Annotated in this window: 20 protein-coding genes and 3 tRNA genes; 9 read left to right on the top strand and 14 right to left on the bottom strand. The window is 66.9% G+C overall.

Annotated features, from left to right (window positions below; all coding sequences use genetic code 11):
* Nucleotides 1-164 precede the first annotated feature (164 nt).
* On the bottom strand, nt 165-1,565 hold the full coding sequence (tig, locus tag AC1DBN_RS00245; RefSeq protein WP_477722409.1) for a trigger factor: 1,401 nt from the start codon (nt 1,563-1,565) through the stop codon (nt 165-167).
* A gap of 82 nt (nt 1,566-1,647) precedes the next feature.
* A tRNA-Pro gene (locus tag AC1DBN_RS00240) sits at nt 1,648-1,722 on the bottom strand.
* Nucleotides 1,723-1,852: 130 nt separating this feature from the next.
* Between AC1DBN_RS00240 and AC1DBN_RS00235 the strand changes: the two genes are divergently transcribed.
* Nucleotides 1,853-1,926: transfer RNA gene (locus AC1DBN_RS00235), tRNA-Gly, on the top strand.
* A gap of 152 nt (nt 1,927-2,078) precedes the next feature.
* Here the strand turns inward: AC1DBN_RS00235 and AC1DBN_RS00230 are convergent.
* The 3 genes from AC1DBN_RS00230 to AC1DBN_RS00220 all read right to left on the bottom strand — a co-directional run bounded on the left by AC1DBN_RS00230 (nt 2,079) and on the right by AC1DBN_RS00220 (nt 4,631).
* On the bottom strand, nt 2,079-3,038 hold the full coding sequence (locus AC1DBN_RS00230) for an Fpg/Nei family DNA glycosylase (RefSeq protein WP_314216690.1): 960 nt from the start codon (nt 3,036-3,038) through the stop codon (nt 2,079-2,081).
* Complete coding sequence (locus AC1DBN_RS00225) at nt 3,038-3,532, bottom strand: ribose-5-phosphate isomerase (RefSeq protein WP_091720779.1); 495 nt, start codon at nt 3,530-3,532, stop codon at nt 3,038-3,040. The genes AC1DBN_RS00230 and AC1DBN_RS00225 overlap by 1 nt, the downstream gene beginning before the upstream one ends.
* Nucleotides 3,533-3,611: 79 nt before the next feature.
* Nucleotides 3,612-4,631, bottom strand: a complete 1,020-nt coding sequence (locus AC1DBN_RS00220; RefSeq protein WP_314216691.1) for a hypothetical protein — start codon at nt 4,629-4,631, stop codon at nt 3,612-3,614.
* A 176-nt stretch (nt 4,632-4,807) separates the two neighbouring features.
* Here AC1DBN_RS00220 and pepN point away from each other — a divergent pair, with 176 nt between their 5' ends.
* Both pepN and AC1DBN_RS00210 read left to right on the top strand, forming a co-directional pair.
* Nucleotides 4,808-7,360, top strand: a complete 2,553-nt coding sequence (gene pepN / locus AC1DBN_RS00215; RefSeq protein WP_314216703.1) for an aminopeptidase N — start codon at nt 4,808-4,810, stop codon at nt 7,358-7,360.
* A gap of 18 nt (nt 7,361-7,378) precedes the next feature.
* Entirely contained in the window at nt 7,379-7,852 is a 474-nt protein-coding gene (locus tag AC1DBN_RS00210) for an OsmC family protein (RefSeq protein ID WP_477722408.1), read from the top strand.
* Here the strand turns inward: AC1DBN_RS00210 and AC1DBN_RS00205 are convergent.
* Complete coding sequence (locus tag AC1DBN_RS00205) at nt 7,849-8,865, bottom strand: NAD-dependent epimerase/dehydratase family protein (protein WP_314216695.1); 1,017 nt, start codon at nt 8,863-8,865, stop codon at nt 7,849-7,851. The genes AC1DBN_RS00210 and AC1DBN_RS00205 overlap by 4 nt on opposite strands.
* Nucleotides 8,866-8,931: 66 nt before the next feature.
* Here AC1DBN_RS00205 and AC1DBN_RS00200 point away from each other — a divergent pair, with 66 nt between their 5' ends.
* Nucleotides 8,932-9,618 (top strand): mechanosensitive ion channel family protein, encoded by a 687-nt coding sequence (locus AC1DBN_RS00200; protein WP_426763137.1) that lies wholly within the window; start codon nt 8,932-8,934, stop codon nt 9,616-9,618.
* Between the two features lie 2 nt (nt 9,619-9,620).
* Nucleotides 9,621-10,070, top strand: coding sequence for a globin (locus AC1DBN_RS00195; RefSeq protein ID WP_314216698.1), 450 nt, complete (start codon nt 9,621-9,623; stop codon nt 10,068-10,070).
* 4 nt (nt 10,071-10,074) lie between these two features.
* On the opposite strand, the gene AC1DBN_RS00190 is transcribed toward AC1DBN_RS00195, so the two are convergent.
* The gene (locus tag AC1DBN_RS00190) at nt 10,075-10,734 is read right to left on the bottom strand and encodes a DUF8185 domain-containing protein (protein ID WP_477722407.1); all 660 of its coding nucleotides are present in this window, start codon (nt 10,732-10,734) and stop codon (nt 10,075-10,077) included.
* Nucleotides 10,735-10,797: 63 nt separating this feature from the next.
* On the opposite strand from AC1DBN_RS00190, the gene AC1DBN_RS00185 reads away from it, so the two are divergent.
* Complete coding sequence (locus tag AC1DBN_RS00185) at nt 10,798-11,778, top strand: acyl-CoA thioesterase (RefSeq protein WP_477722406.1); 981 nt, start codon at nt 10,798-10,800, stop codon at nt 11,776-11,778.
* Between the two features lie 129 nt (nt 11,779-11,907).
* On the opposite strand, the gene ettA is transcribed toward AC1DBN_RS00185, so the two are convergent.
* The 3 genes from ettA to AC1DBN_RS00170 form a co-directional block, all read right to left on the bottom strand.
* On the bottom strand, nt 11,908-13,590 hold the full coding sequence (ettA, locus tag AC1DBN_RS00180; protein WP_056079796.1) for an energy-dependent translational throttle protein EttA: 1,683 nt from the start codon (nt 13,588-13,590) through the stop codon (nt 11,908-11,910).
* A gap of 61 nt (nt 13,591-13,651) precedes the next feature.
* Complete coding sequence (locus AC1DBN_RS00175; protein WP_477722405.1) at nt 13,652-14,068, bottom strand: DUF6993 domain-containing protein; 417 nt, start codon at nt 14,066-14,068, stop codon at nt 13,652-13,654.
* A gap of 344 nt (nt 14,069-14,412) precedes the next feature.
* Entirely contained in the window at nt 14,413-14,967 is a 555-nt protein-coding gene (locus AC1DBN_RS00170) for a single-stranded DNA-binding protein (protein WP_477722404.1), read from the bottom strand.
* A gap of 207 nt (nt 14,968-15,174) precedes the next feature.
* On the opposite strand from AC1DBN_RS00170, the gene AC1DBN_RS00165 reads away from it, so the two are divergent.
* A tRNA-Arg gene (locus tag AC1DBN_RS00165) sits at nt 15,175-15,247 on the top strand.
* Nucleotides 15,248-15,368: 121 nt separating this feature from the next.
* Here AC1DBN_RS00165 and AC1DBN_RS00160 read toward each other — a convergent pair.
* Entirely contained in the window at nt 15,369-16,568 is a 1,200-nt protein-coding gene (locus tag AC1DBN_RS00160) for an ROK family transcriptional regulator (protein WP_477722529.1), read from the bottom strand.
* A gap of 197 nt (nt 16,569-16,765) precedes the next feature.
* On the opposite strand from AC1DBN_RS00160, the gene xylA reads away from it, so the two are divergent.
* Entirely contained in the window at nt 16,766-17,953 is a 1,188-nt protein-coding gene (xylA, locus tag AC1DBN_RS00155; protein ID WP_091720811.1) for a xylose isomerase, read from the top strand.
* Nucleotides 17,954-17,955: 2 nt separating this feature from the next.
* Entirely contained in the window at nt 17,956-19,374 is a 1,419-nt protein-coding gene (xylB, locus tag AC1DBN_RS00150; RefSeq protein ID WP_477722403.1) for a xylulokinase, read from the top strand.
* A gap of 115 nt (nt 19,375-19,489) precedes the next feature.
* On the opposite strand, the gene AC1DBN_RS00145 is transcribed toward xylB, so the two are convergent.
* From AC1DBN_RS00145 to AC1DBN_RS00135, 3 genes are read right to left on the bottom strand one after another with little or no spacing between them, the layout of a single operon-like run.
* A complete protein-coding gene (locus AC1DBN_RS00145; RefSeq protein WP_091720817.1) occupies nt 19,490-20,329 on the bottom strand; it encodes a sugar phosphate isomerase/epimerase family protein in 840 nt (279 codons plus the stop codon).
* On the bottom strand, nt 20,326-21,540 hold the full coding sequence (locus AC1DBN_RS00140) for a dihydrodipicolinate synthase family protein (RefSeq protein WP_477722402.1): 1,215 nt from the start codon (nt 21,538-21,540) through the stop codon (nt 20,326-20,328). Before AC1DBN_RS00140 ends, AC1DBN_RS00145 begins: the two co-directional genes overlap by 4 nt.
* On the bottom strand, nt 21,540-22,709 hold the full coding sequence (locus AC1DBN_RS00135; protein WP_091720822.1) for a Gfo/Idh/MocA family protein: 1,170 nt from the start codon (nt 22,707-22,709) through the stop codon (nt 21,540-21,542). The genes AC1DBN_RS00140 and AC1DBN_RS00135 overlap by 1 nt, the downstream gene beginning before the upstream one ends.
* Nucleotides 22,710-22,751: the final 42 nt, after the last annotated feature.

Genomic DNA, 22,751 nt, shown 5'->3' with positions numbered 1-22,751 from the left:
ACTACTTGGACACTAACCGGTTTCACCGACATTTTGTTCGCGCCCCTGCGGCTGTTCGCTGACGGCGCACGATGCCGGCACCCGGCGCCCTGCCCCGGGGTTTCAACGCGAACGGCCCCCGGATCAGAAGATCCGGGGGCCGTTCGAACATGCCTGTGTGGAGGCTATGCCTTGGCGTCAGCCTTCTCGTCCTCGGCAGGAGCCTCGGTGGCTTCGCCCTCCGCGGCGTCAGCCTCGGTGACCTCGGCGTCGGCGGCCGGAGCTTCCTCTTCGCCGCCGGGGCGGACGAAGTCACTCAGGTCAACGGTGTTGCCTTCGGAGTCGGTGACCGTGGCCTGGCCCAGCACAACTGCCAGTGCCTTGCGGCGGCGGACCTCGGAAACCATCATGGGGACCTGGCCGCTCTGATCGATGATCTGGGCGAACTGGTTGGGGTCCATGCCGTACTGGCTGGCCGTGGTGACGATGTAGTCGATCAGCTCGTTCTGGCTGACGTCGACTTCTTCCTTCTCGGCGATGGCGTCGAGGATGATCTCGTTCTGGAAAGCGCGGGCGGTGTTTGCACGCACTTCCTCACGGTGCTCCTCGGTGTCGTGCTCGCCTTCGCCGTGGCCGTTGCCTTCCTTGAAGTGGGCCTCGAGCTGCTCTTCGACAACGCTGTCCGGCACGGGAACCTCGACAAGCTCAACGAGCTTGTCCAGGACCTTGTCGCGGGCCTCGACGCCCTGCTCCACAACCTTGGACTCAGCGGCCTGCTTGGCCAGGTCTTCGCGCAGTTCGGCGAGGGTGTCGAACTCGGAAGCCAGCTGGGCGAAGTCGTCGTTGGCCTCAGGCAGCTCGCGCTCCTTGACGGCCTTGACGGCAACCTTCACCTGTGCGGCTTCGCCGGCGTGGTCGCCGCCCACCAGGGTGGTGTCGAAGATCGCATCTTCGTCGACGCTGAGGCCGGTAACGGCCCCGTCCATACCCTCAAGCATGGTGCCGGCGCCTACCTGGTAGGACAGGCCTGCAGCGGAGTCAACCTCTTCGCCGTCGATCGTGGCGGTGATGTCGATGGTGAGGAAGTCGCCATCGGCGGCCGGGCGGTCCACTGACTTCAGCGTGCCGAAGCGGCCGCGGAGTTCGTCCAGGGCCTTGTCAACGTCTTCGTCGGATGACTCAGCGGCGGCAACCTCAACCTTGATGCCGGCGTAGTCGGGCAGCTCGATCTCGGGACGGACGTCAACCTCGGCTGCGAACTTCAGGCCGCCGTCGGTGGCGGACGGGTCCGGAACCTCGGTGATCTCAACCTCGGGGCGGCTCAGCGGGCGGATGCCTGATTCCTGCACGGCAGCCTGGTACCAGCCGTTGAGGCCATCGTTGATGGCGGTTTCGAGGACATAGCCGCGGCCGACGCGCTGGTCGATGAGCTTTGCGGGGACCTTGCCCTTACGGAACCCAGGGACCTGGATCTGCGAAGCTACGGTCTTGTAAGCCGAGTCGATGCTGGGCTTCAGTTCCTCAAAGGGAACCTCAACGTTGAGCTTGACCCGCGTGGGGGTGAGGTTCTCGACAGCGCTCTTCACGGTCTAAGTACTCCTGGGATTGTGGGATGGGTCTCTGCGAAACGCAATGTTCCTGCCCGATCCGAGTGGCCGGGCCGCAGAGTCGGGGTGACAGGATTTGAACCTGCGACTTCCTGCTCCCAAAGCAGGCGCTCTAGCCAAGCTGAGCTACACCCCGTAAGTGCACAGGCAAGTCTACGGTGATACGCGTCGCGAATGCACATTTGACACGTGGGCCATGGATTAGGTTTAGTTGTATCCGGCTTGAACAGCCAGCCCGAAGATTCCGCGGAAACGGAGCTTCCTTCGGGGACGTAGCTTAATGGTAAAGCCTCAGTCTTCCAAACTGATTACGCGGGTTCGATTCCCGTCGTCCCCTCCAAGCAGCAAAGCCCCTCCTCGGAGGGGCCTTTGCTTTTTAATGCTGCCTGCGTGTGGTCGTGGGGCACTATGCCGGCCAGCCCGGGCCAAAAGCACTGTGCTGCCCGGCATGTCCGCGCCAAAGTGCCCTGTTTCGGCCCGGGCGGGCAGCTGTTATTCCTGCGGCTGCTGGCAGGACGGGCACCAGTACAGGTTGCGGCCCGCGAGTTCGGCGATCAGCACCAGGGTGCGGCAGACCCGGCATGGCAGCCCCTGTCGCTTATAGACATAATGGGCGTCCTCGCCGCGCGGAAAGCTGCCGCTCTTGGCCGGAACGTCCCGCCCGGCACGCGCAGCTTTGGCCGCCGTGGTGCCGTTGACTGCCCAGTACCGCGGCGGCGTGGTGATGATCCTGCCGTCCGCCACGCCATCGGTCATGACGCTGACGACGTCGCGCCACAGGTTCCGGGCGTCCGGTTCCGTTACGTCCGTCCCCGGCATCCAGGGGTCCAGCCGGCGGCGGAACAGGACCTCGGCACGGTAGACGTTGCCCACGCCGGCGATGATCTTCTGGTCCATGAGCAGCGCGGCGACGGGAGTCCTGCGGGTGCGGAGGTTCCTGGCGAAGCGGCCAGCGTCACCGCGCAGGTTCCGGAGTGGATCCGGCCCCAGGCGTGCCAGCACGGCATCGGTTTCAGCGGCAGTGATGGTTTCGCACGTCGTGGCACCCCGCAGATCAGCCCAGCCATGGCCGCTGGCCAGCCGGACCCGGACGGCGCCCACGGGGGCGGGCGGCCCCGCGTAGGAGTCCCCGTCGTCGGCTTCGCTGCCTGCGGGGGACTCCTGCTCCCCTACCCGGCGGGGCGCGCCAATGCTGGAAGAACCGGTGAACGTCCGGTCACCGCCAAAGCTCCACGCGCCGTATAGGCCAAGGTGCACGTGCAACACCAGGGCGTTGTCGAAGTGCAGGAACAGGTGCTTGCCGTGTGCTTCGGCGGCCACCAGGGCGTGGCCGTCCAGCAGGGCCGCTCCCCCGCTGAACCTGCCCTGCGGGCTGGAGACAGCGAGGCGCTCTCCCGTGAAGACGTCCCCGAACTGGCGGGCCAGCCGGCGGACGGAGTGGCCTTCCGGCACTACTCGATGACCTCGCCGGTGGTTTCGTAGGCCGCGATTTTGCCGATCCGGCGGACGTGGCGTTCGTCGTTACTGAACGGCTCTGCCAGGAACGCCTCGATCAGCCCGGTGGCTTCCTCCACGGAGTGCTGGCGGCCGCCGACGGCCACCACGTTGGCGTCGTTGTGTTCACGGGCCAGGGTGGCGGTGGAGAGGTTCCACGCCAGTGCTGCCCGGACGCCCTTGACCTTGTTGGCCGCGATTTGCTCGCCATTGCCCGAGCCGCCCAGCACGATGCCCAGGGCGTGGACGCCTGCCTGCTGGTCGGCCACGACGGCGAGGGCTGCGTTGATGCAGAAGGACGGGTAGTCGTCCTGGGCGTCGTAGGCCTTGGGTCCGTGGTCCACCACGTCGTAGCCCTTGGCAGTGAGGTGGGAGACCAGGTGGGCGCTGAGCTCCATTCCTGCATGGTCGGTGGCGATGTGGACCCGCGGGAAGGAAGGGGATGAGGTCACGTTCAGGTTCCGTTCGGTTTGGCGGCACTGGCGGCCGGCGGGGTGGGCGCCGGCCCGGGAAACAACACGGACAAGAATACTAGGAGCCCGGGGCTTGCCCGCCTGATGACGGGTTTCCGCCCTTCCGGGCCCTGGCGGCTACCCGGGTGAGGACGTCGGCAAGGCGCGCGGCGGATGCCTGGCTGCCGCCGCTGACGGCAAGGCGGCGGCCGTCGGTTTTGCTGACGACGACGGCGGGGCCGCTGCCCACCAGCATGGCGTCGGTGCCGCCGTGGTGCCGGTAGCCCCACCCGCCGTAGTCTGCTGCCTTCAGGTCTGCTGCGCTGGCGGCGGTGATGGATCCGGCCGGAACATCCATGACCGGCAGGACGCCCGCCAGGAGGACCTTCAGCCCGTATCTGTCCGCCTTCACCCGGGCGAAGAGGAAGCCCGCTCCCACCACCGCGAGGAGTACCAGGAGGCCACCGAGCCAGGGCAGCGCGATGGCGATGAGCGCGGCGGGGAACAGTGATGCGATGCCGATCATGACGAAGACCGAGCTGCGCGCGTGCACCCACAACCGGACGGTGTCCGCTGTGAGGTCGGGGTCGGCTTCACGGGTCAGTGTGCGCTGGAGCGCCCGGTCGTCATCAACGGACCAGTGCTGGTCCGCCTTGTAGACCATGGCCAGGGTGACGCCCAAAGAAACCGCCGCCCCGCTTCCCAGCGCCAGGACCGTCGCGTCGACGTGCGAATTGCGGGCATCGGTCACGCCGGCCTGCCCCACCAGGCCGGCAGCCAGCACGGTGGTGACAAAGAGGCACAGGAACAGTCCGACGCCCATCATGATCCGGCGCATGATGGCCGGGCGGGACAGGGGAAGTGCCTGCGAGAGGACCAGCCACCCGGTGGCCAGGATCATGGCTGCGCCCCAGCCCACGTAGATGCCGTATGGCGCAAAGGCGGCACCGCCGTCGGCCGTCCACTGGATGGCGAGCGGCTCCGGAAGGTCACGCCGCAGCAGCGACGCGCAGAACACGAACGCACCGGCCAGGAGCACGGGGAAGCCGATGGCGAAACGCAGCGCCTTCCGGTCCACCCTGTCCAGAATCTTTCCCATGGATTAACGCTACCCCCGCCGGCGGGCACTCCCGGAGGGACCGGAGCGAAAGGTGTGCCGGGGACGTGACCTGCGCAACGTGCCAGGGGTCGGGCAGTGCAAGAATGATCAGAGCCGGAGCCGGCTACCGCCGGCGCCGCAGCAGCCAACGTCTTCTGGAGGTCTCCTTGCCAGGCATGAACCTGACGCGCGATGAAGCCCGCGCCCGCGCCGAACTGATAACTGTCGAGTCCTACGAGGTGAGCCTGGACCTGACCCGCGGCAGTGAGGTGTTCGGCAGCACCACGACCGTGAAATTCGGGGCCGTTGCCGGGGCTGAGACGTTCATCGACGCCGTGACGCACACGGTGCACAGCGTGACCCTGAACGGCCAGAGCCTGGACCCCGCCGCTGTGGCCGACGGCGTGCGGATCCAGCTGCCCGGCCTGCAGGAACACAATGAGCTGACGGTGGTGGCGGATGCACCGTACATGAACACCGGCGAGGGCCTGCACCGTTTCGTTGACCCCGTGGACAACGAGGTCTACCTGTACACGCAGTTTGAAGTGCCCGATTCCCGCAGGATGTTTGCCGTCTTCGAGCAGCCGGACCTCAAGGCGACGTTTGCCTTCACGGTCACCGCGCCCTCGCACTGGGACGTCATCTCGAACTCCCCCACGCCAACACCGGCCGAAACTTCTCCCTCCGAAGACGGCGGAGCCCGCTCGGTGTGGACCTTCGCACCGACGCCCCGGCTGTCCTCCTATGTGACAGCCCTGATCGCGGGCCCCTACCAGTCGGTCCGCAGCGAGGTCACAAGTTCCGACGGGCGGGTCATCCCGCTGGGCGTTTTTGCCCGCAAGTCGCTGATGCAGTACCTGGATGCGGACAACATCTTCGAACTCACGCGGCAGGGTTTCGGTTTCTTCGAAGCACAGTTCGGCTGCCCCTACCCGTTCGAGAAGTACGACCAGCTGTTCGTGCCGGAGTTCAACGCCGGCGCCATGGAGAACGCCGGTGCCGTGACCATCCTGGAGGGGTATGTCTTCCGGAGCAAGGTGACGGGGGCGCAGATTGAACGGCGCGCCATCACGGTGCTGCACGAGCTCGCGCACATGTGGTTCGGCGACCTGGTGACCATGCGGTGGTGGAACGATTTGTGGCTGAACGAGTCCTTCGCCGAGTACATGTCCCACCTGGCGGCCGTGGAGGCCACGTCCTTCACCAGCGCCTGGACCACTTTCGCCTCGGTGGAGAAGTCCTGGGCCTACCGCCAGGACCAGCTGCCCACCACCCACCCGATCTTCGCTGAGATCAACGACCTGCAGGACGTCGAGGTGAACTTCGACGGCATCACCTACGCCAAGGGCGCCTCGGTCCTGCGGCAGCTGGTGGCCTGGGTGGGTCCGGAACAGTTCATGGCCGGCGTTCGGGAATACTTTGCCAAGCACTCCTGGGCCAACACCGAGCTGAGCGACCTGCTGGTGGAGCTCGAAAAGGCCAGCGGCCGCGACCTGGACGGCTGGGGACAGCAGTGGCTGGAGACCGCCGGAGTGAACACCCTGGTTCCCGAACTCGACGTGGACTCCGACGGGACGCTGCGCTCCTTTGCCATCCTGCAGTCCGCCGTGCCCGAGTGGCCCACCATCCGCCCGCACCGGCTGGCTGTGGGGTTCTACAACCTGAATGCCGCCGGCAAGCTTGAACGCGTGCACCGCGAGGAACTGGACGTCGACGGCGAACGCACCGACGTCCCTGCCCTGGCCGGGCTCAAGCAGCCGGACCTCATCCTGGTCAACGACGACGACCTCGCCTACGCCAAAGTCCGCCTCGACCCGAAGTCCTTGGCCACCGCGACGGCCCACCTGAAGGACTTCCAGGAAAGCCTGCCGCGGACGCTGGTCTGGAATTCGGCGTGGGACGCAGCCCGGGACGGCGAAACTCCGGCGCGTGCCTACGTGGAGCTGGTCCTCGCCAACGTGGCCGCAGAAACGGATTCCTCCGTCATCCTGGTGCAGCTGCGCCAGCTTGCCACCACGCTGAACTTCTACGTGGCCGAGGAACACCGCGAAGCCACCACCGCCGCGGCCGTGGACCGGCTCTGGGACCTGGCGCAGGAAGTTCCCGGCGGATCCGACGCGCAGCTCCAGTTCGCTAAGTCCTTTGCCCTGCTGGCCGGCAGCACTTCCCAGCTGGACCGGGTGGCCGGGCTCCTGGACGGGTCAGTCGCTTTGGATGGGCTCACCGTGGACCAGGACCTGCGCTGGGAACTGGTGGCGTCCCTGGTGGCCGGCGGCAGGCTCGGCCAGGACGGAATCGACGCCGAGCTGGAGCGGGACAAGACCGCCAGCGGGCAGAACGCTGCTGCCCTGGCCACGGCTGCCATCCCCACCCCCGAGGCTAAGGCCGCCGCATGGGAGTCGATCGTGGTCAAGGGCGATCTCTCCAATGCGTTGCAGGGTTCGGCCGTGGCCGGGTTCATGCGGGTGCTGGACCGGACGCTGCTGGAACCGTACGCGGAGAAGTATTTCGCGGCTGTCCCGGGCATCGTGGCCACCCGCACGCACGCACTTGCCCAGCAGATCGTCGTCGGGCTCTACCCGGCGCTGCTGACCACCCAGGCCACGGTGGACCGCACGGATGGATTCCTGGCGTCACTCCCGCAGGAGAGCGCTGCGCTGCGCCGGATGATGCTGGAAAACCGCGACGGCGTGGCCCGGGCACTGCGCGCCCGCGCCGCGGACGCCTGACAGGAAGGGAACGCAGCCATGGGCCTGCACGAACACAAGTTCGCCTTGACCGTCCAGTGGACGGGTAACCGCGGCGATGGGACCTCGTCCTACCGCGGTTACTCGCGGGACCACGACGTCGCCATTCCGGGCCTTCCGGTCCTGAAAGGCTCGGCAGACCCCACGTTCCACGGTGACCGTGAGCGGTACAACCCGGAGCAGCTGCTACTGGCCGCCCTGGCGCAGTGCCACATGCTGTCCTACCTCCACGTCGCGGTGAAGCACGGCGTGGTGGTCACGGACTACCGGGACGACGCCACCGGGGAGATGGTGCTGAACCGCGACGGGAGCGGCCAGTTCCAGAGCGTGACCCTGCATCCGCAGGTCACGGTGGCGGACCCGGGGCAGGTGGAACTGGCGGCGTCACTGCACCATGAGGCGAACCAAGTTTGCTTCATTGCCCGGAGCGTCAATTTCCCGGTGGGCCACGAACCGGTCACAGTGGTGGCTTAGGCCACGTTGCCGGTGCTGGCCCCCTCTCCCGCGCGGAGCAGGCGGACCAGCCCGGCTTCGGTCTCCGGTGCCAGCCCGGCATTGCGTGGACGGCGCAGGCCCCGGGCACGCTCATCCCGCAGGACGTCCGCGATGGTTTCCTGCCAGGGGCGCAGCACCAGCCCCGCGTCCCTGGCTGCCTGGTTGCTGCGGGCCATGAACCCGTCGTGGCCCGGCGGAAGCCACAACGGCAGCGAATCCGGCCCCGACCAGTAGGCGATACCCTGGCCGGCGAGCCACTCGGGCGGGGCATACAGGATGTGGCCAGTGTGGCCTGCGGCCTCCCGTGATGCAGCCACGTACGCGGCAAAAGGCACCTGGTCCCCCAAGGCGTTCAGGGCTCCCGTGGTTCCCTGGCCGGCGGCTTTGAGGATCCATGCGGCCAGGTCCCGGACGTCGATGACTTGGGTGGGAGCGGTGCCGATGCCGGGGACCACCACAGGCGTGTTGTCCCGGGCGAAGCGGGCCGGCCAGTAGCCGTAGCGGTCGGATCCGTCGCCCGGGCCGGCGATAAGGCCCGCACGGACAATATGGGCCTTGCCGCCGGCTGCTTCCACGGTGGCCGCTTCAATGGCTGATTTGGACTCGCCGTAGGTCTCCGGCGTCGATGCCTCCCCGTCGGGCAGCGGCTGCAGCAGCGCCGCGTCCTCCGCGGCGCCGGGCACCGAATGGTCCGCGTACACCGAACAGCTGGACACCAGCGTCCAGTGTCCAGTGCGTGCCGCGAGGCTTTCCAGCGCATCGCGTGCCAGGGCCGGGTCGCGTGCCACTTCGATCACGGCATCCCAGTCCCCGGCCGCGTCGTCGTAGGCGTTCGCGCCCAGTGAACGGTCGGCCTGCAGCCACACCGCACCCTCCGGCGGCCGCCCGGACGTGCCCCTGGCCAGGCACGTTACGCGCTGGCCTGCGGCTACGGCTTGGCGGGCGATTTCTGCTGACAGGAAGGCGGTTCCGCCCAGGACGAGGATGCGCATTGCTCCACGCTACGGCGCTAGGGTTGAAGGTGAACAGAGCCAAGTTTCAAGGAGCACTTCCCCCATATGGTCAGCATGTTGTCAGTCCTTCCGTCCGCCGCCACCGATCCGGACGGCATCAGCATTACCGGGATCGTGATCAGCCTCGGTGTGGGCGTCGCCGTCTGGCTGGTGGCGACGTTCGTCATTTCCCGGATCACCACCCGCGTGGCAGCCGGAAGCAACTTCTTCAAAAAACGCACGTTCAAATGGGTGGCTCCGGCGCTGCGGGCGCTGGACCACGAACGGCGCGTACAGCGCGCGGAAACCATCGGTTCGCTGCTGAACAGCGTGGTGGGCGTCTTGGTGGTGGTCATCACCGGCATGTACGTGCTGCAGAACCTGGACATCAATATTGCACCGCTGCTGACCAGCGTGGGCATTCTGGGTGTGGCCATCGGTTTCGGCGCGCAGCAGCTGATCCGCGATTTCCTGGCCGGAATCTTCATCACCATTGAAGACCAGTTCGGCATAGGCGACGTGATTGAAACCAGTGAGGTAGTGGGAGTGGTGGAATCCATGGGCCTGCGCATCACCCGGGTCCGGTCCGACGACGGCGCCATCTGGTACCTGCGCAACGGTGAGATCCTGCGGGTGGGCAACCGTTCCCAGGGCCGTTACGTGCCGTTGCATGAAGGGCCAACGGGCACCACTGACCAGAGCTCCGACCACGGCGTCGAGAACACGAAGACCGAGCAGAAAGCCGGAGAGTAGCCATGAGCCTCCCCATTGAGCCGCAGCGGCCCCAGCTGATGCAGAACGATCCCTTCAGCCAGCCGGCCTACACGGACAGCTTCTACGACGCCGTGGGCGGCCACGACACCTTCGTCAAACTGATCGATGTGTTTTACGACGGCGTGGCAACCGACCCCCTGCTGCGCCCCATGTACCCGGAAGAGGACCTCGGGCCGGCCAAGCGTCGCTTCCTCATGTTCCTGGAGCAGTACTGGGGCGGGCCCACCACGTACGGTGAGGAACGGGGCCATCCCCGGCTCCGGATGCGGCACATGCCGTTCAGGGTGACGCCCGAGGCCAAGGACCGCTGGCTGTTCCACATGCGCGTGGCAGTGGACGCACTGGAGCTGCCGGCACTCTACGAGGGCACGCTGTGGGAGTACATGGAACGCGCGGCGCTGTCCATGATCAACAGTCCGTCGGGCGCGTAACGGGCTAGAGGAGTCCGCTGCCGGTCCGCGCCAGGACATGGCCGCGGCTGCCGGAAAGGCGGAACCAGCGGCCGGCCCGGTAAAGCTTCTGTTCGCCATCGGCGAGGAAGCCCAGGGCAAGGGCGGCAAACGCAGCACCGGCCGGCAAGCCGGTGGCGTCCAGTTCCCTGCCCCATACCGCTGCGCGCGCGTTGTTCAGCATCAGCGCTCCGGGATTGTTGGGCACTGCGCCGGCCACCTCACCGATGCCGGCCTCCGCGGCGGACTTAAGATCAGCGTCCGGAACCGAACCCAGCAGCTCCCAGCCGCCCCGCGGGGCGCCCACGCCCGTCCACGATTCGGTGACGGTGGTGGGCGGAACCGGCAATTCGACGTCGTCCGCCCCTGCCCGGGCCAGCCGGTCCAGGACCGCTGCCAGCGGCACCGTGACGTCGGTTTCCGACGGCGCGGCAAGCTCCATGGTGCGCAGGCCAAGGATGGTGGGGGTGGCTTCGCCCAGGATCCGCGGCCGCAGCACGCAGACGTAGGCTGCCAGCACGGAGCCCGCCGCCTGCAGCCGGATGGCGCCGTCGTCAACCGCTTTGGCGCGGGTGGCAAACGTCTTCAGGTCGGCAAGATCCCGCGGGTCGGCGAAGCGGAAGGACGAAGTAAGAAGATCAGACACACCAAGAACACTACCGGCTGCGCCTTGTTTGAGCGGTGCCGGGGGTCCGTCTAGAGTCAGACCATGACTGAAGCCGAAGCCGGAATCCTGGCTCTTCCCGGCGGTGACCCCACGTCGTCGCTCATCAAACTCCTGGACCTTGGCGAGCTGGAAGGCGCGCGGACGGACGAGGATATTTTCCTTGGTCCGTCCCAGCAGCAGCCGCACCACCGGGTGTTCGGCGGCCAGGTGCTGGCACAGTCGCTTGTTGCGGCCACGAGGACGGTGCAGGAGGACCGCGCTGTCCACTCCATGCACGGGTACTTCCTCCGGCCCGGTGACGCCAACAAGCCCATCACCTTCGGTGTCCAGCGGCTCCGTGACGGCCGGTCGTTCTCCGCCCGGCGGGTCCACGCCTACCAGGAAGGCACGCCCATCCTGTCGATGATCGCCTCCTTCCAGACTGAGGATGAAGGCATCGAGCACGAGTCCGCGATGCCGGCCGGGATCCCCGACCCCGAGTCCCTCCCCACCACGGCAGACCTGCTGGGGAAGTTCGACCACCCGGTGGCGCGGCACTGGGCCTATGAACGGCCGTTCGACATCCGGCACGTCAATCCCCCGTTGTATGTTTCGGCGACGGGCGAGAAAGAGGCCACGAACGCCGTCTGGATGAAGACCTTCGGCCCCATGCCGGACAACCCGAACCTGCACCGCGCTGCCCTTGCCTACGCCAGTGATTACACTCTCCTGGAGTCCATCCTGCGGCGCCACGGCCTCAGCTGGATCACGCCGGGCATGAACGTGGCCAGCCTGGACCACGCGATGTGGTGGCACCGCCCGGCGCGCGTGGACGAGTGGCTGCTGTACGTCCAGGAGTCACCGAGTGCACAGTCGGCCCGGGGCCTGGCAACGGGAAAGATCTTCAACCGGGCCGGTCAGCACGTTGCCTCCGTGGCCCAGGAGGGCATGGTCCGCGTGCCCTCGGACCTGAAAAGCAAAGTTGCAGGGGCCGTCCAGTCCAAGGTACTGGAGCACCAGCTCCGCAAGGCCGGCCGGGCGTAGGGATCCGCCCGCCGAGTTATTTCTCACCCACTGGCGGGGCTTCACCACACAGCAAAGGCCGGCGCGGGTGGACTTTTGTCCACCCGCCCCGGCCTTTCTGTTCCCGGAGCCGCGGCCCCGGCGAGTGACTTAGTCGCGCGTCAGGCGGCGGTGGGTCACGCGGTGGGGCTTGGCGGCGTCGGGGCCGAGGCGCTCCACCTTGTTCTCCTCGTAGGACTCGAAGTTGCCCTCGAACCAGTACCACTTGGACGGGTTCTCCTCGTCGCCTTCGTAGGCCAGGATGTGGGTGGCCACCCGGTCCAGGAACCAGCGGTCGTGCGAAACCACCACGGCGCAGCCGGGGAATTCGAGCAGCGCGTTCTCCAGGCTGCTGAGGGTTTCGACGTCGAGGTCGTTGGTGGGTTCGTCAAGGAGCAGGAGGTTGCCACCCTGCTTCAGGGTCAGCGCCAGGTTCAGGCGGTTGCGCTCACCACCGGAGAGCACACCGGCCTTCTTCTGCTGGTCCGGGCCCTTGAAGCCGAATGCTGCCACGTAGGCGCGGGACGGCATTTCGACGTTGCCCACCTGGATGAAGTCGAGGCCGTCGGAAACGACCTCCCACAGCGTCTTGTTGGGGTCGATGCCGCCACGGCTCTGGTCAGCGTAGGAGATCTTGACGGACTCGCCGATCTTCAGGTCGCCGCCGTCGAGCGGTTCCAAGCCGACGATGGTCTTGAACAGCGTGGTCTTGCCGACGCCGTTGGGGCCGATGACGCCAACGATGCCGTTGCGCGGCAGGGTGAAGGAGAGTCCATCGATAAGCGTCCGGTCCTCGAAGCCCTTCTGGAGGTTCTTGGCCTCCAGGACGACGCCGCCCAGGCGCGGTCCCGGCGGGATCTGGATCTCTTCGAAGTCCAGCTTGCGGGTCCGGTCGGCTTCGGCAGCCATCTCCTCGTAACGGGCCAGACGGGCCTTTGACTTGGTCTGGCGGCCCTTGGCGTTGGAGCGGACCCACTCGAGTTCCTCGGTGAGGCGCTTGGCCTGCTTGGCGTCCTTCTTGCCCTGGACTTCCAGGCGGGCACGCTTCTTTTCGAGGTACGTGGAGTAGTTGCCCTCGTACGGGTACAGGTGGCCGCGGTCAACCTCGGCGATCCATTCGGCCACGTGGTCCAGGAAGTACCGGTCGTGGGTGACGGCGAGCACAGCGCCGGGGTAGCTGGAGAGGTGCTGTTCGAGCCACAGGACGCTTTCGGCGTCGAGGTGGTTGGTGGGCTCGTCGAGCAGCAGCAGGTCAGGCTTCTGCAGCAGGAGCTTGCACAGTGCCACGCGGCGGCGTTCACCACCGGAGAGGTTGGTGACGTCGGCATCAGCCGGCGGGCAGCGGAGGGCGTCCATGGCCTGTTCCAGCTGGGAGTCGAGGTCCCAGGCGTCTGCTGCGTCGATGGCTTCCTGGAGCTTGCCCATCTCGTCGAGGAGGGTGTCGTAGTCAGCGTCGGGGCTGGCCATTTCCTCGGAGATTTCGTTGAAGCGCTGGATCTTGCCGTAGATCTCGCCCACACCCTCCTGGACGTTGCCCAGGACGGTCTTTTCCTCATTCAGGGGCGGTTCCTGGAGCAGGATGCCCACGGTGTAGCCGGGGCTCAGCCGGGCCTCACCGTTCGATGGGGTGTCCAGCCCGGCCATGATCTTCAGGATGGTGGACTTACCGGCACCGTTCGGACCCACGACGCCGATCTTGGCGCCCGGGAAAAAAGACATGCTTACGTCATCAAGGATGAGTTTTTCGCCAACGGCTTTGCGGGCCTTGGTCATTGTGTAGATAAATTCCGCCATGGTTCCAAATCTAGTGGGTTGGCGGGCATAACTCACATTTGCGTTGAATGTGCCACTGGCCTCATGACCCCACGAAGCACTTGCCGCTCGCGAGAACGGGGAGGACCGTCACGGTGACGGACCCTTCGCGGACCTGGCCGATCACGCAATCCTTTCCCTGCAGCACGGCGGCTTCGATGGCATCTGCTTCAAGCCCTGTTGGTGTCCGGCTTTGCGATACCTGAAGCGCTGCGGGGGCAATACCGGCCGCTGTGAGCACCTCTGTGACCTGGGCAGTTGCGGGTTTTGGCGTGCCCGCGGCCAACCCGGTGAGGCTCTCGGTAACCGTGCGTTTCATCGCTTCGGTGGCGGCTTTGTCCGCGTCGGATGTGGTGGCCAGCGCCTGCCCGCTGGGCGTAGCCGCCGCTGCCGGAGAGGCGGAAGTCGGGGTGCTTGCCTGCTGTTCAGGGGCCGGCTGCCTCTGCGCCTGCTGGTCCATAGCCGGATTGTCCACGCCCGGCCCGGCCGGCGAAGGGCCACTGACGCACCCGGACAAAAGAAGCACCAAAGCTACTCCCGTTATGGCGGTGAGACGGGAGGTTACAGTGTGCCGCATGGTGTCATTCTGCCATGTGCCGGGCTGCCGCCCGGTCGCGGCATCACCGGGCAGTCCGGAAGGCATACGGCGTTGGGCCCGCCTCCCGGGAGAATGGCACGGCCCGCCGTATCCGGTTGTGGGCTCCGCTTGAGCGCCGGCGGCCTGTGGCGGGCGGACGGAATGCGGCCGGGGGGTGCCGCGTTCCGTCCGCCCGGGAATGGCAGGACGGTGAACGCTGATGGGCCCTAGACTTCGGCGAGCTCCCCCGTTTCGAGATCGAGGGAAGCGAGTTCGCCGTTGCTGTCCTCGATGACAACGGCTGGTTGGGCGTCGTCGTCGGGATGGTCGAAGTCGTGGTCTTCTGCCTCGTCCTGGGCCAGGCCCAAGGCTGACTGGGGGTCGTCGGGAACGGCGGGTGGCTCCACCAGGGACAGCGGGGGCCTGGACGACGTGCGGGTGAAGTTTGCGGAGCCGAGCGAAAGGTCATGGCCCACAGCATCGGCGTAGATGACTGTCGAATGGTAGACGCGGCCGTCCTTCTCCCACGTGCTGAGCCGTAGTTTCCCGACTACGATGACCGGCTGCCCCTTCCTGATGCTGCACCCGATGGTCCCGGCAAGCTGGCGGTACCCGTGAACGGTGAACCAGTTCGTGTGCTCGTCCACCCATGCCTTGGCGGACTCGTCGAAGCGGCGCGAGGTAACCCCTACGCGGAAGGATGCTTTCGCGGTACCGCGCCCGGTGGTGGAACTCGTTACATCCGTGGCCACGAAGCCCCGGATGGTCATTAGGTCTTTCATCTTTCACGTCCTGTCTCAATGGTGGCGCCTGTGCAGGCAGTACCAGCATTGCGCCGCCGGGCAGCCGGCAGGAGGGGCAGGTTGGGCTATGTGCATAAGGCACCGGCGCAGGCGGATGTGGAGGGGGAGTCACCTGCAGATGACGGCACCGGCACCCCGGGCAGGGTAAACTTTTTGAGGCACTGGCCGAGAGGCCGGAGACCGGATGCCTCAGTAGCTCAGGGGATAGAGCAGCGGCCTTCTAATCCGCCGGTCGGGGGTTCGATTCCCTCCTGGGGCACCGAAAAGAGGTCCTGGCCTTGCGCATGCAGGCCAGGACCTCTGTTGCTTAAGCGGCCGCAGGAATCCCGCCAGAATCTTGCGTCCGTGTGAGGGCCGGGCCCGACGCTCGAGCAGGATCGTTAAGGCCCCTGACCTGCCCGCGGCTGGCCCTGCAGCAAGTGCGGCGCGTCCACCAGCGAGCGCAGGACGCTTCCGGCCGCGCCCAGGAGCGCGCCCTCCTCACCCACGGCCGAGGTGACAACATGGTCGGGAGCCAGCTTGCCTGGCGCATACGTGGAGAGGCTGCGCAGAAGCGGAGCCCGCAGCCACTGGTCAAGGACGGCAAAGTGGCCGCCGAGCACCACCGAACCGATGTCCACCACCCGCGCAGTTGAGGCGAGGGCAATGCCCAAGTACTTGCCGGCACGTTCGACGGCGGATATGGCCCGGGTGTCCCCCGCGGCGAGCGCTGCAAGGAGGCTGCGCATGGCTGCGGAGCGGCTTTCGCCGGTGGTTTCAACGCCCGCGGCAGCGAAGATGGCATCCTGGCCGGCAATTGTTTCCAGGCAGCCCGTCCCTCCGCACGAGCAGAGGCTTCCTGCAGGGTCCACCACCACGTGTCCCACTTCGCCGGCGTGCCCTTCGGGCCCGGTGAAAAGCTCACCGGCCAGGACCAGGCCGCCACCAACGCCCACCTCCCCGGAGACGAACAGGAAGTCCGCATCAGTGCCGGGCCTGTGCCGGAGTTCCGCCAGGGCCGCAGCATTTGCTTCGTTGAACAGGGCGACGGCCAGCGGCGCTTCCGGAAGCAACGCACCAAGGTCAAGGTCGACGCCGGTCCACCCCAGGTTGGGGGCGGTCAGGATTCCCGTCCCTCCGGGTCGCACCAGCCCGGGAACGGCGAGGCCGCCGCCGAGGATTTCTACGCCGCGCTCCCCCGCGTCACCGCGCGCTTTGGCCGCCAGGACGGCGAGCGCCTCCAGGACGGGTTCAGGCTGGCTTCCGCGGTTGTCGCGTTCCCGGACTTCCAGGAACAGGACCGTCCCGGAAAGGTCCATCACGCCGGCAGCTATGTAGTCGACGTTGACCTCCATACCCATCACGGCCCGCTTGGTGTTCAGGTCCAGGCCCACCCCGGGACGGCCACGCTCCCCCCGTGCATTGAGTCCGACCTCGCGCACCAGGCCTGCGTCCAGGAGGTCCGTCACCATGCTTGAGACGGACGCCTTGGTCAGGCCGGTGGCGGCAGCAACCTGGGCCCTGGTGGGGAACGCTCCCCGGGGCGCACCGGCGATGGCACCGAGAACCAGGGAGAGGTTGCTCCTGCGCACGTCCCCCATGGTCCCCGGAGCCGCTGGCCCGTGGGGCGTCGACGCCGGTACCGGCAACCTCATGGCACTCCTCGCTGCGGATCCCGCCAAAAAAATCTGTGGGTCCGCACCGCCGGACCCTTGACCACAGCCTACGTCCCCACATAAAGTTCAGGCAATAAACTAAACATCCGCACGTCGCGGCCCATCGATCGCAAGGACGCATCATGACTCTCTCCCCCACCCCTGCCGACAAGTTCACCTTTGGCCTTTGGACGGTGGGCTGGACCGGAGCCGATCCCTTCGGTGTGGCCACCCGCGCGGCCCTTGACCCAGTGGAGGCCGTGCACAAGCTGGCGGACCTCGGCGCCTATGGCATCACCTTCCACGACAACGACCTGGTCCCCTTCGACGCTCCAGCCTCCGAGCGCGAACTGATCCTCAAGAACTTCCGCGCGGCACTCGCCGACACCGGGCTCAACGTGCCGATGGTCACCACCAACCTGTTCAGCCACCCGGTATTCAAGGACGGCGGCTTCACCTCCAACGACCGTTCCGTGCGCCGGTTCGCCCTGTCCAAGGTCCTCCGCAACATTGACCTCGCGGCAGAGCTCGGCGCAGAGACTTTCGTCATGTGGGGTGGCCGCGAAGGCAGCGAATACGACGGCTCCAAGGACCTCGCCGCCGCACTGGACCGCATGAAGGAAGGCGTTGACACGGCCGCCGGCTACATCAAGGACAAGGGCTACAACCTGCGCATCGCGCTCGAGCCCAAGCCCAACGAACCCCGCGGAGATATCTTCCTGCCCACCGTCGGTCACGGCCTGGCCTTCATCGCCCAGCTCGAACACGGCGACATCGTTGGCCTGAACCCCGAGACCGGCCACGAGCAGATGGCGGGCCTGAACTTCACCCACGGCATTGCCCAGGCGCTCTGGGCCGGCAAGCTCTTCCACATCGACCTCAACGGCCAGCGCGGCATCAAATACGACCAGGACCTCGTCTTCGGCCACGGCGACCTCACCAGCGCCTTCTTCACGGTGGACCTGCTGGAGAACGGCTTCCCGGGCGGCGGCCCCAAGTACGACGGCCCGCGCCACTTCGACTACAAGCCGTCGCGCACGGACGGCTACGACGGCGTCTGGGAATCCGCCAAGGCCAACATGGCGATGTACCTCCTGCTCAAGGAACGGGCGCTGGCCTTCCGCGCGGACCCGCTGGTGCAGGAAGCCCTCAAGGCATCGGGCGTCTTCGAACTCGGCGAACCCACCCTCAACGCCGGAGAAACCACCGCAGACCTGCTCGCCGACGCCGCCGCATTCGAAGACTTCGACGCCGACAAGGCAGCAGAGCGTTCGTTCGCGTTCGTCCGGCTCAACCAGCTTGCCATCGAGCACCTCCTCAACGCCCGCTGACCATGGCACTGGTCGCGGGAATCGACAGTTCCACCCAGTCCTGCAAGGTAGTAATCCGCGATGCCGGCACCGGCGTTTTGGTCCGGCAGGGCCGCGCGCCACACCCCGAGGGCACCGAGGTCCACCCTGTCCACTGGTGGGACGCCCTCCAGGCGGCGATCGCCCAGGCGGGTGGCCTTGACGACGTCGCCGCCGTCTCCGTCGCCGGGCAACAGCACGGCATGGTCTGCCTTGACGCCGGCGGCGCGGTGATCCGCCCTGCCCTGCTGTGGAACGACACACGGAGCGCCGGTGCCGCCGCGCAGCTCATCGACATGGCGGGCGACGGCGATGCTGCCGCCGGCGCCCGCTTTTGGGCACAGGCCACAGGGACAGTCCCGGTAGCGTCGCTGACGCTGACCAAGCTGCACTGGCTCCGGGAAAACGAACCGGAAAACGCAGCCAGGGTTGCCGCCGTCTGCCTCCCGCACGACTGGCTGACCTGGCGCCTGGCCGGGTACGGACCGGGAAGCGGCGCGGTTGGGCTTGATGCGCTGGTGACGGACCGCTCGGACGCTTCAGGGACTGGATACTTCTCGACGGCGGAGGGAAAGTACCTGCCCGACCTCGTGGCCGCATCGCTTGGCCACACCCCGACACTGCCGCTGGTCCTTGGCCCGCTGGAGGCAGCAGGCAGGACACCGGCCGGCAGCCTGCTCGCAGCGGGCGCGGGTGACAACGCTGCAGCGGCACTGGGTGCTGGTGCGGGGCTGGGCGACGTTGTGATGTCCCTGGGCACGTCCGGCACCGTCTTCGCGGTTTCGGAGACACCGGCGGCTGATGCAACCGGACTGGTGGCCGGGTTTGCGGATGCGGCGGGGCACTACCTGCCCCTCATCTGCACGCTGAATGCCACGCGCGTATTCGATGCAACAGCAGCGCTACTGGGAGTGGACCTGGCCGAATTCAACCGGCTGGCCCTGTCAGCGCAGCCCGGCGCGGGCGGCCTGACCCTGGTGCCGTACTTCGACGGGGAACGCACCCCCAACCTGCCGGATGCCACCGGTTCCCTGCACGGCATCACACGGGCAAACTACACCCCGGCGAACGTGGCGCGCGCCGCCGTCGAAGGCGTTGTCTGCTCACTCGCTGGGGGCCTAGCCGCGCTCCTGGAACAGGGAGTGGAAGCCCGGCGCATCGTGCTGGTGGGCGGCGGCGCACAGTCGGCGGCCGTCCAGGATGCCGCGGCCCGGCTGCTGGGGGCGGCCGTCGCCATTCCGCGGCCGGGAGAATACGTGGCCGACGGCGCTGCCCGCCAGGCCGCCGCAGCACTTACCGGCGCTTTCCCCGCCTGGGCGTCAGACGCCGTCGTGCTTCCCCGTGGAACGGACGACGCCGGTGTGCTGGCGGCATACCGGCGGTTCGCCTCGCTGTACGCCTGACGTAGGCATACACAGAAGACCCGGACCGCAGGCGGTCCGGGTCTTCTGCATGTGGAGCGCGGGCCGCTGCCTGTCACTTTCGAAAGCTCGGCAGCAGCCCGCGGCCTGGACCAGGTCAGGCGTACGGCAGGACAAGCTCCGCGTAGCGTTCCTTGACCGTGGACAGCACGGTGTTGCCGTCGGTGTCCCAGATCTCCTGGTTGAAGATTTCGACTTCGATGTCGCCGGTGTAGCCGGCATCCCGCACCCAGGTGCCGATGGTGGCGAAGTCCACGACGCCATCGCCCATGTATCCGCGGGAGAGCAGCGGATCAGCGGCAATGGGCATGTTGAAATCGCACACCTGGTAGGAAGCGATGCGGTTTTCCCGCCCGGCCCGCTCGATCTGCGCCTTCAGCTCCGGATCCCACCAGACATGGAACGTATCCACGGCGACGCCCACCGTCGCGGCATCGAAGGGCGCCGCAAGGTCCAGCGCCTGGCCAAGGGTGGAGATGAGTGCGCGGTCCGCGGCGTACATCGGGTGCAGCGGTTCCAGCACCAGCCGGACGCCGTTTTCCGCGGCGAACGGAACAAGGTCCGCCAACCGGTCCGCCACACGCTGCCGTGCCGCCACGACGTCCTTCTCCCCCGGCGCCAGGCCGCCTACCACCAGGAACAGTTCCCTGGTGTCCAGTGCCACGGCCTCGAGGATTGCTGCGCGGTTGTCAGCGAGCGCAGCCGCCTGCCCCTCGGCGTCGGCAGCGGTCAGGAAACCGCCGCGGCACAGCGAGGAGACCCGCAGTCCCGCGTCCTTGATCAGGCGGGCAGCCTTGTCCAGGCCGGCCTCCTCCACGCGGTCCCGCCACGGGCCGATGGAGGGAATGCCGGCGTTGACGCATCCCTCGACCACCTGGGCAAGTGTCCATTTCTTGGTGGTGGCGCTGTTGATGGCCAACCTTGAGAAGTCGCTCACACGCCCACCCCGTTGATCCGCAGGTAGTCGGACATCCGGAAAGCGGCGAGGGCGGGATCCTTCAGCAGGCCCGCCTGGTCGGCGAGTTCGAAGGTCTTGGCCAGGTGGCAGACGGAGCGGCCGGAGTGCAGGCCGCCCACCATCTGGAAGCCCGGCTGCTTGCCGTTGAGCCAGGACATGAACGCAATGCCGGTCTTGTAGTAGAACGTGGGGGCGCTGAAGATGTGCTTGCCTAGTTCGCGGGTGGAGTCCAGGATCTCGCGGGCCTTGGCGGCGTTGCCGGCGTCGTAGTTCTGCAGGGCTACCGAGGCGGCCGGGTAGATGGCTGCGAAGATGCCGAGCAGCGCGTCCGAGTGGTGCGTGCCGTCTCCGTCGATGAGTTCGGGGTAGTTGAAGTCATCGCCGGTGTAGAGGCGGACGCCCGCGGGCAGGGCTGCGCGCAGGGCCACCTCGTGGCTTGCATCGAGCAGCGAGACCTTGACGCCGTCAACCTTGTCCGCGTTGTCCTTGATGAGGCCCAGGAAGGTCTCGGTGGCGGCAGCGACGTCGTCGGAGCCCCAGTAGCCGGCAAGCGCGGGATCGAACATGGTGCCCAGCCAGTGCAGGATGACCGGCTGGTCAACTTCCTGCAGCAGCGTGGAGTACACGCTCAGGTAGTCCTCCGGACCCGTGGCTACCTTGGCCAGGGCACGGGAGGCCATCAGGATGACCTTCGGCCCGGCTTCGCTGATGACGGCAATCTGTTCGCGGTAAGCCTCGAGGACAGCCTTGAGGCCGGCTTCGCCCGCGGGCAGGGAGTCGATGTCCAGCTGGTCGGTGCCTGCGCCGCAGGACACGAGGTCACGGACGGACTTGCCGGCGGTGGCTGCGCTGTTCGCTGCAACCACGGACGCCGCCTCGACGCCGGTGCGCTTGATGAGTTGCTGGGTGGCTGCCCAGTCGAGGCCCATGCCCCGCTGTGCGGTGTCCATTGCATCGGCGACGCCCAGACCGTAGGACCACAGTTCGTGGCGGTAGGCCATCGTGGCATCCCAGTCCAGGCGTGCCGGGGCACCGGGGGTGTTGTCGGCAAGGACCTCGGGGATGACGTGGGCTGCGGCGTACGCCCGCCGCGCTGTCAGAGGGGCGGAGGGGCGGGCCCAGGTGGCGCCGCCCTGCAGGCGGTATTCCCGCGTGCCGCCGTCGTGGGAGGGAAGGATGAGGGACGTCATTAGAGCGTGATCTCCGGGATGTCGATGGTGCGGCGTTCGTCGTTGGACTGCAGGCCGAGCTCTGCAAGCTGGACACCCCGGGCGGCGGAAAGCAGGCCGAAGCGGTGTTCGCGGCCGGCGACGACGTCGCGGAGGAATTCCTCCCACTGCAGCTTGAAGCCGTTGTCGAGTTCGGCGTTGGCGGGAACTTCCTGCCACTGGTCGCGGAAGGATTCAGTGACGGGCAGGTCCGGGTTCCACACGGGCTTGGGGGTGTGCGCGCGCTGCTGGGCCACGCACTTGTTGAGGCCTGCGACGGCAGAACCGTGGGTGCCGTCGATCTGGAATTCCACCAGCTCGTCGCGGTAGACGCGGACGGCCCAGGACGAGTTGATCTGGCCCACGACTGCGTCTCCCGCGGGGGTCTCAAGCTCGAAGATGCCGTAGGAGGCGTCGTCGGCCGTTGCCTTGTATTCCTTGCCGGCCTCGTCCCAGCGGGCGGGGATGTGCGTAGCGGTCTTGGCGCTGACGCTCTTGACTTTGCCGATGATGCCCTCGAGGACGTAGTTCCAGTGGCAGAACATGTCCGTGGTCATTCCGCCGCCGTCTTCCTTGCGGTAGTTCCAGGACGGGCGCTGGGCGGCCTGTACGTCGCCTTCGAACACCCAGTAGCCGAACTCGCCGCGGATGGAGAGAATACGGCCAAAGAAGCCTTCGTCCACCAGGCGGCGGAGCTTGACCAGGCCGGGGAGGTACAGCTTGTCGTGGACGACGCCTGCGGTGACGCCGGCTTCCTTGCCAATGCGGGCCAGCTCGATGGCCTCTTCCAGGGTTTCCGCGGTGGGCTTCTCGGTGAAGATGTGCTTGCCGGCCAGCATGGCCTTCTTCAGGGTGGCAGCACGCAGGCTGGTCATTGAGGCGTCGAAGATGACGTCAACGGTGGGATCGTTGATGACCGATTCCAGGTCCGTGGTCCATTCGGCAACCTTGTGCTTCTCCGCCAGTTCGCGGATCTTTGCCTCGTTGCGCCCCACCAGGATGGGCTCAACCTGCACGCGGGTGCCGTCTTCCAGGGTGAAGCCGCCGGCGTCACGGATCGGCAGGATGGAACGCAGCAGGTGCTGGCGGTATCCCATGCGGCCGGTGATGCCGTTCATGGCGATGCGGATCGTCTTTGTTTCGAAGCCCATGTGTCCTCCACGGTGAGTGAGCAAGTTTTACTCAAGCCTGAT

This window comes from Pseudarthrobacter sp. 10T415, assembly GCF_056394175.1.
This window is presented reverse-complemented; position numbering and strand designations above follow the sequence as displayed.

What these genes read in the sequence shown, in the direction of transcription:
- AC1DBN_RS00195 (WP_314216698.1), top strand. Translation starts at nt 9,621, where the DNA reads ATGAGCCTCCCCATTGAGCCGCAGCGGCCCCAGCTGATGCAGAACGAT.
- AC1DBN_RS00160 (WP_477722529.1), bottom strand. Translation starts at nt 16,568, where the DNA reads ATGGGGGACGTGCGCAGGAGCAACCTCTCCCTGGTTCTCGGTGCCATC.
- ettA (WP_056079796.1), bottom strand. Translation starts at nt 13,590, where the DNA reads ATGGCGGAATTTATCTACACAATGACCAAGGCCCGCAAAGCCGTTGGC.
- AC1DBN_RS00210 (WP_477722408.1), top strand. Translation starts at nt 7,379, where the DNA reads ATGGGCCTGCACGAACACAAGTTCGCCTTGACCGTCCAGTGGACGGGT.
- xylB (WP_477722403.1), top strand. Translation starts at nt 17,956, where the DNA reads ATGGCACTGGTCGCGGGAATCGACAGTTCCACCCAGTCCTGCAAGGTA.
- AC1DBN_RS00185 (WP_477722406.1), top strand. Translation starts at nt 10,798, where the DNA reads ATGACTGAAGCCGAAGCCGGAATCCTGGCTCTTCCCGGCGGTGACCCC.
- AC1DBN_RS00220 (WP_314216691.1), bottom strand. Translation starts at nt 4,631, where the DNA reads ATGGGAAAGATTCTGGACAGGGTGGACCGGAAGGCGCTGCGTTTCGCC.
- pepN (WP_314216703.1), top strand. Translation starts at nt 4,808, where the DNA reads ATGAACCTGACGCGCGATGAAGCCCGCGCCCGCGCCGAACTGATAACT.
- AC1DBN_RS00170 (WP_477722404.1), bottom strand. Translation starts at nt 14,967, where the DNA reads ATGAAAGACCTAATGACCATCCGGGGCTTCGTGGCCACGGATGTAACG.
- AC1DBN_RS00205 (WP_314216695.1), bottom strand. Translation starts at nt 8,865, where the DNA reads ATGCGCATCCTCGTCCTGGGCGGAACCGCCTTCCTGTCAGCAGAAATC.
- AC1DBN_RS00200 (WP_426763137.1), top strand. Translation starts at nt 8,932, where the DNA reads ATGGTCAGCATGTTGTCAGTCCTTCCGTCCGCCGCCACCGATCCGGAC.
- AC1DBN_RS00140 (WP_477722402.1), bottom strand. Translation starts at nt 21,540, where the DNA reads ATGACGTCCCTCATCCTTCCCTCCCACGACGGCGGCACGCGGGAATAC.
- xylA (WP_091720811.1), top strand. Translation starts at nt 16,766, where the DNA reads ATGACTCTCTCCCCCACCCCTGCCGACAAGTTCACCTTTGGCCTTTGG.
- AC1DBN_RS00175 (WP_477722405.1), bottom strand. Translation starts at nt 14,068, where the DNA reads ATGGACCAGCAGGCGCAGAGGCAGCCGGCCCCTGAACAGCAGGCAAGC.
- AC1DBN_RS00135 (WP_091720822.1), bottom strand. Translation starts at nt 22,709, where the DNA reads ATGGGCTTCGAAACAAAGACGATCCGCATCGCCATGAACGGCATCACC.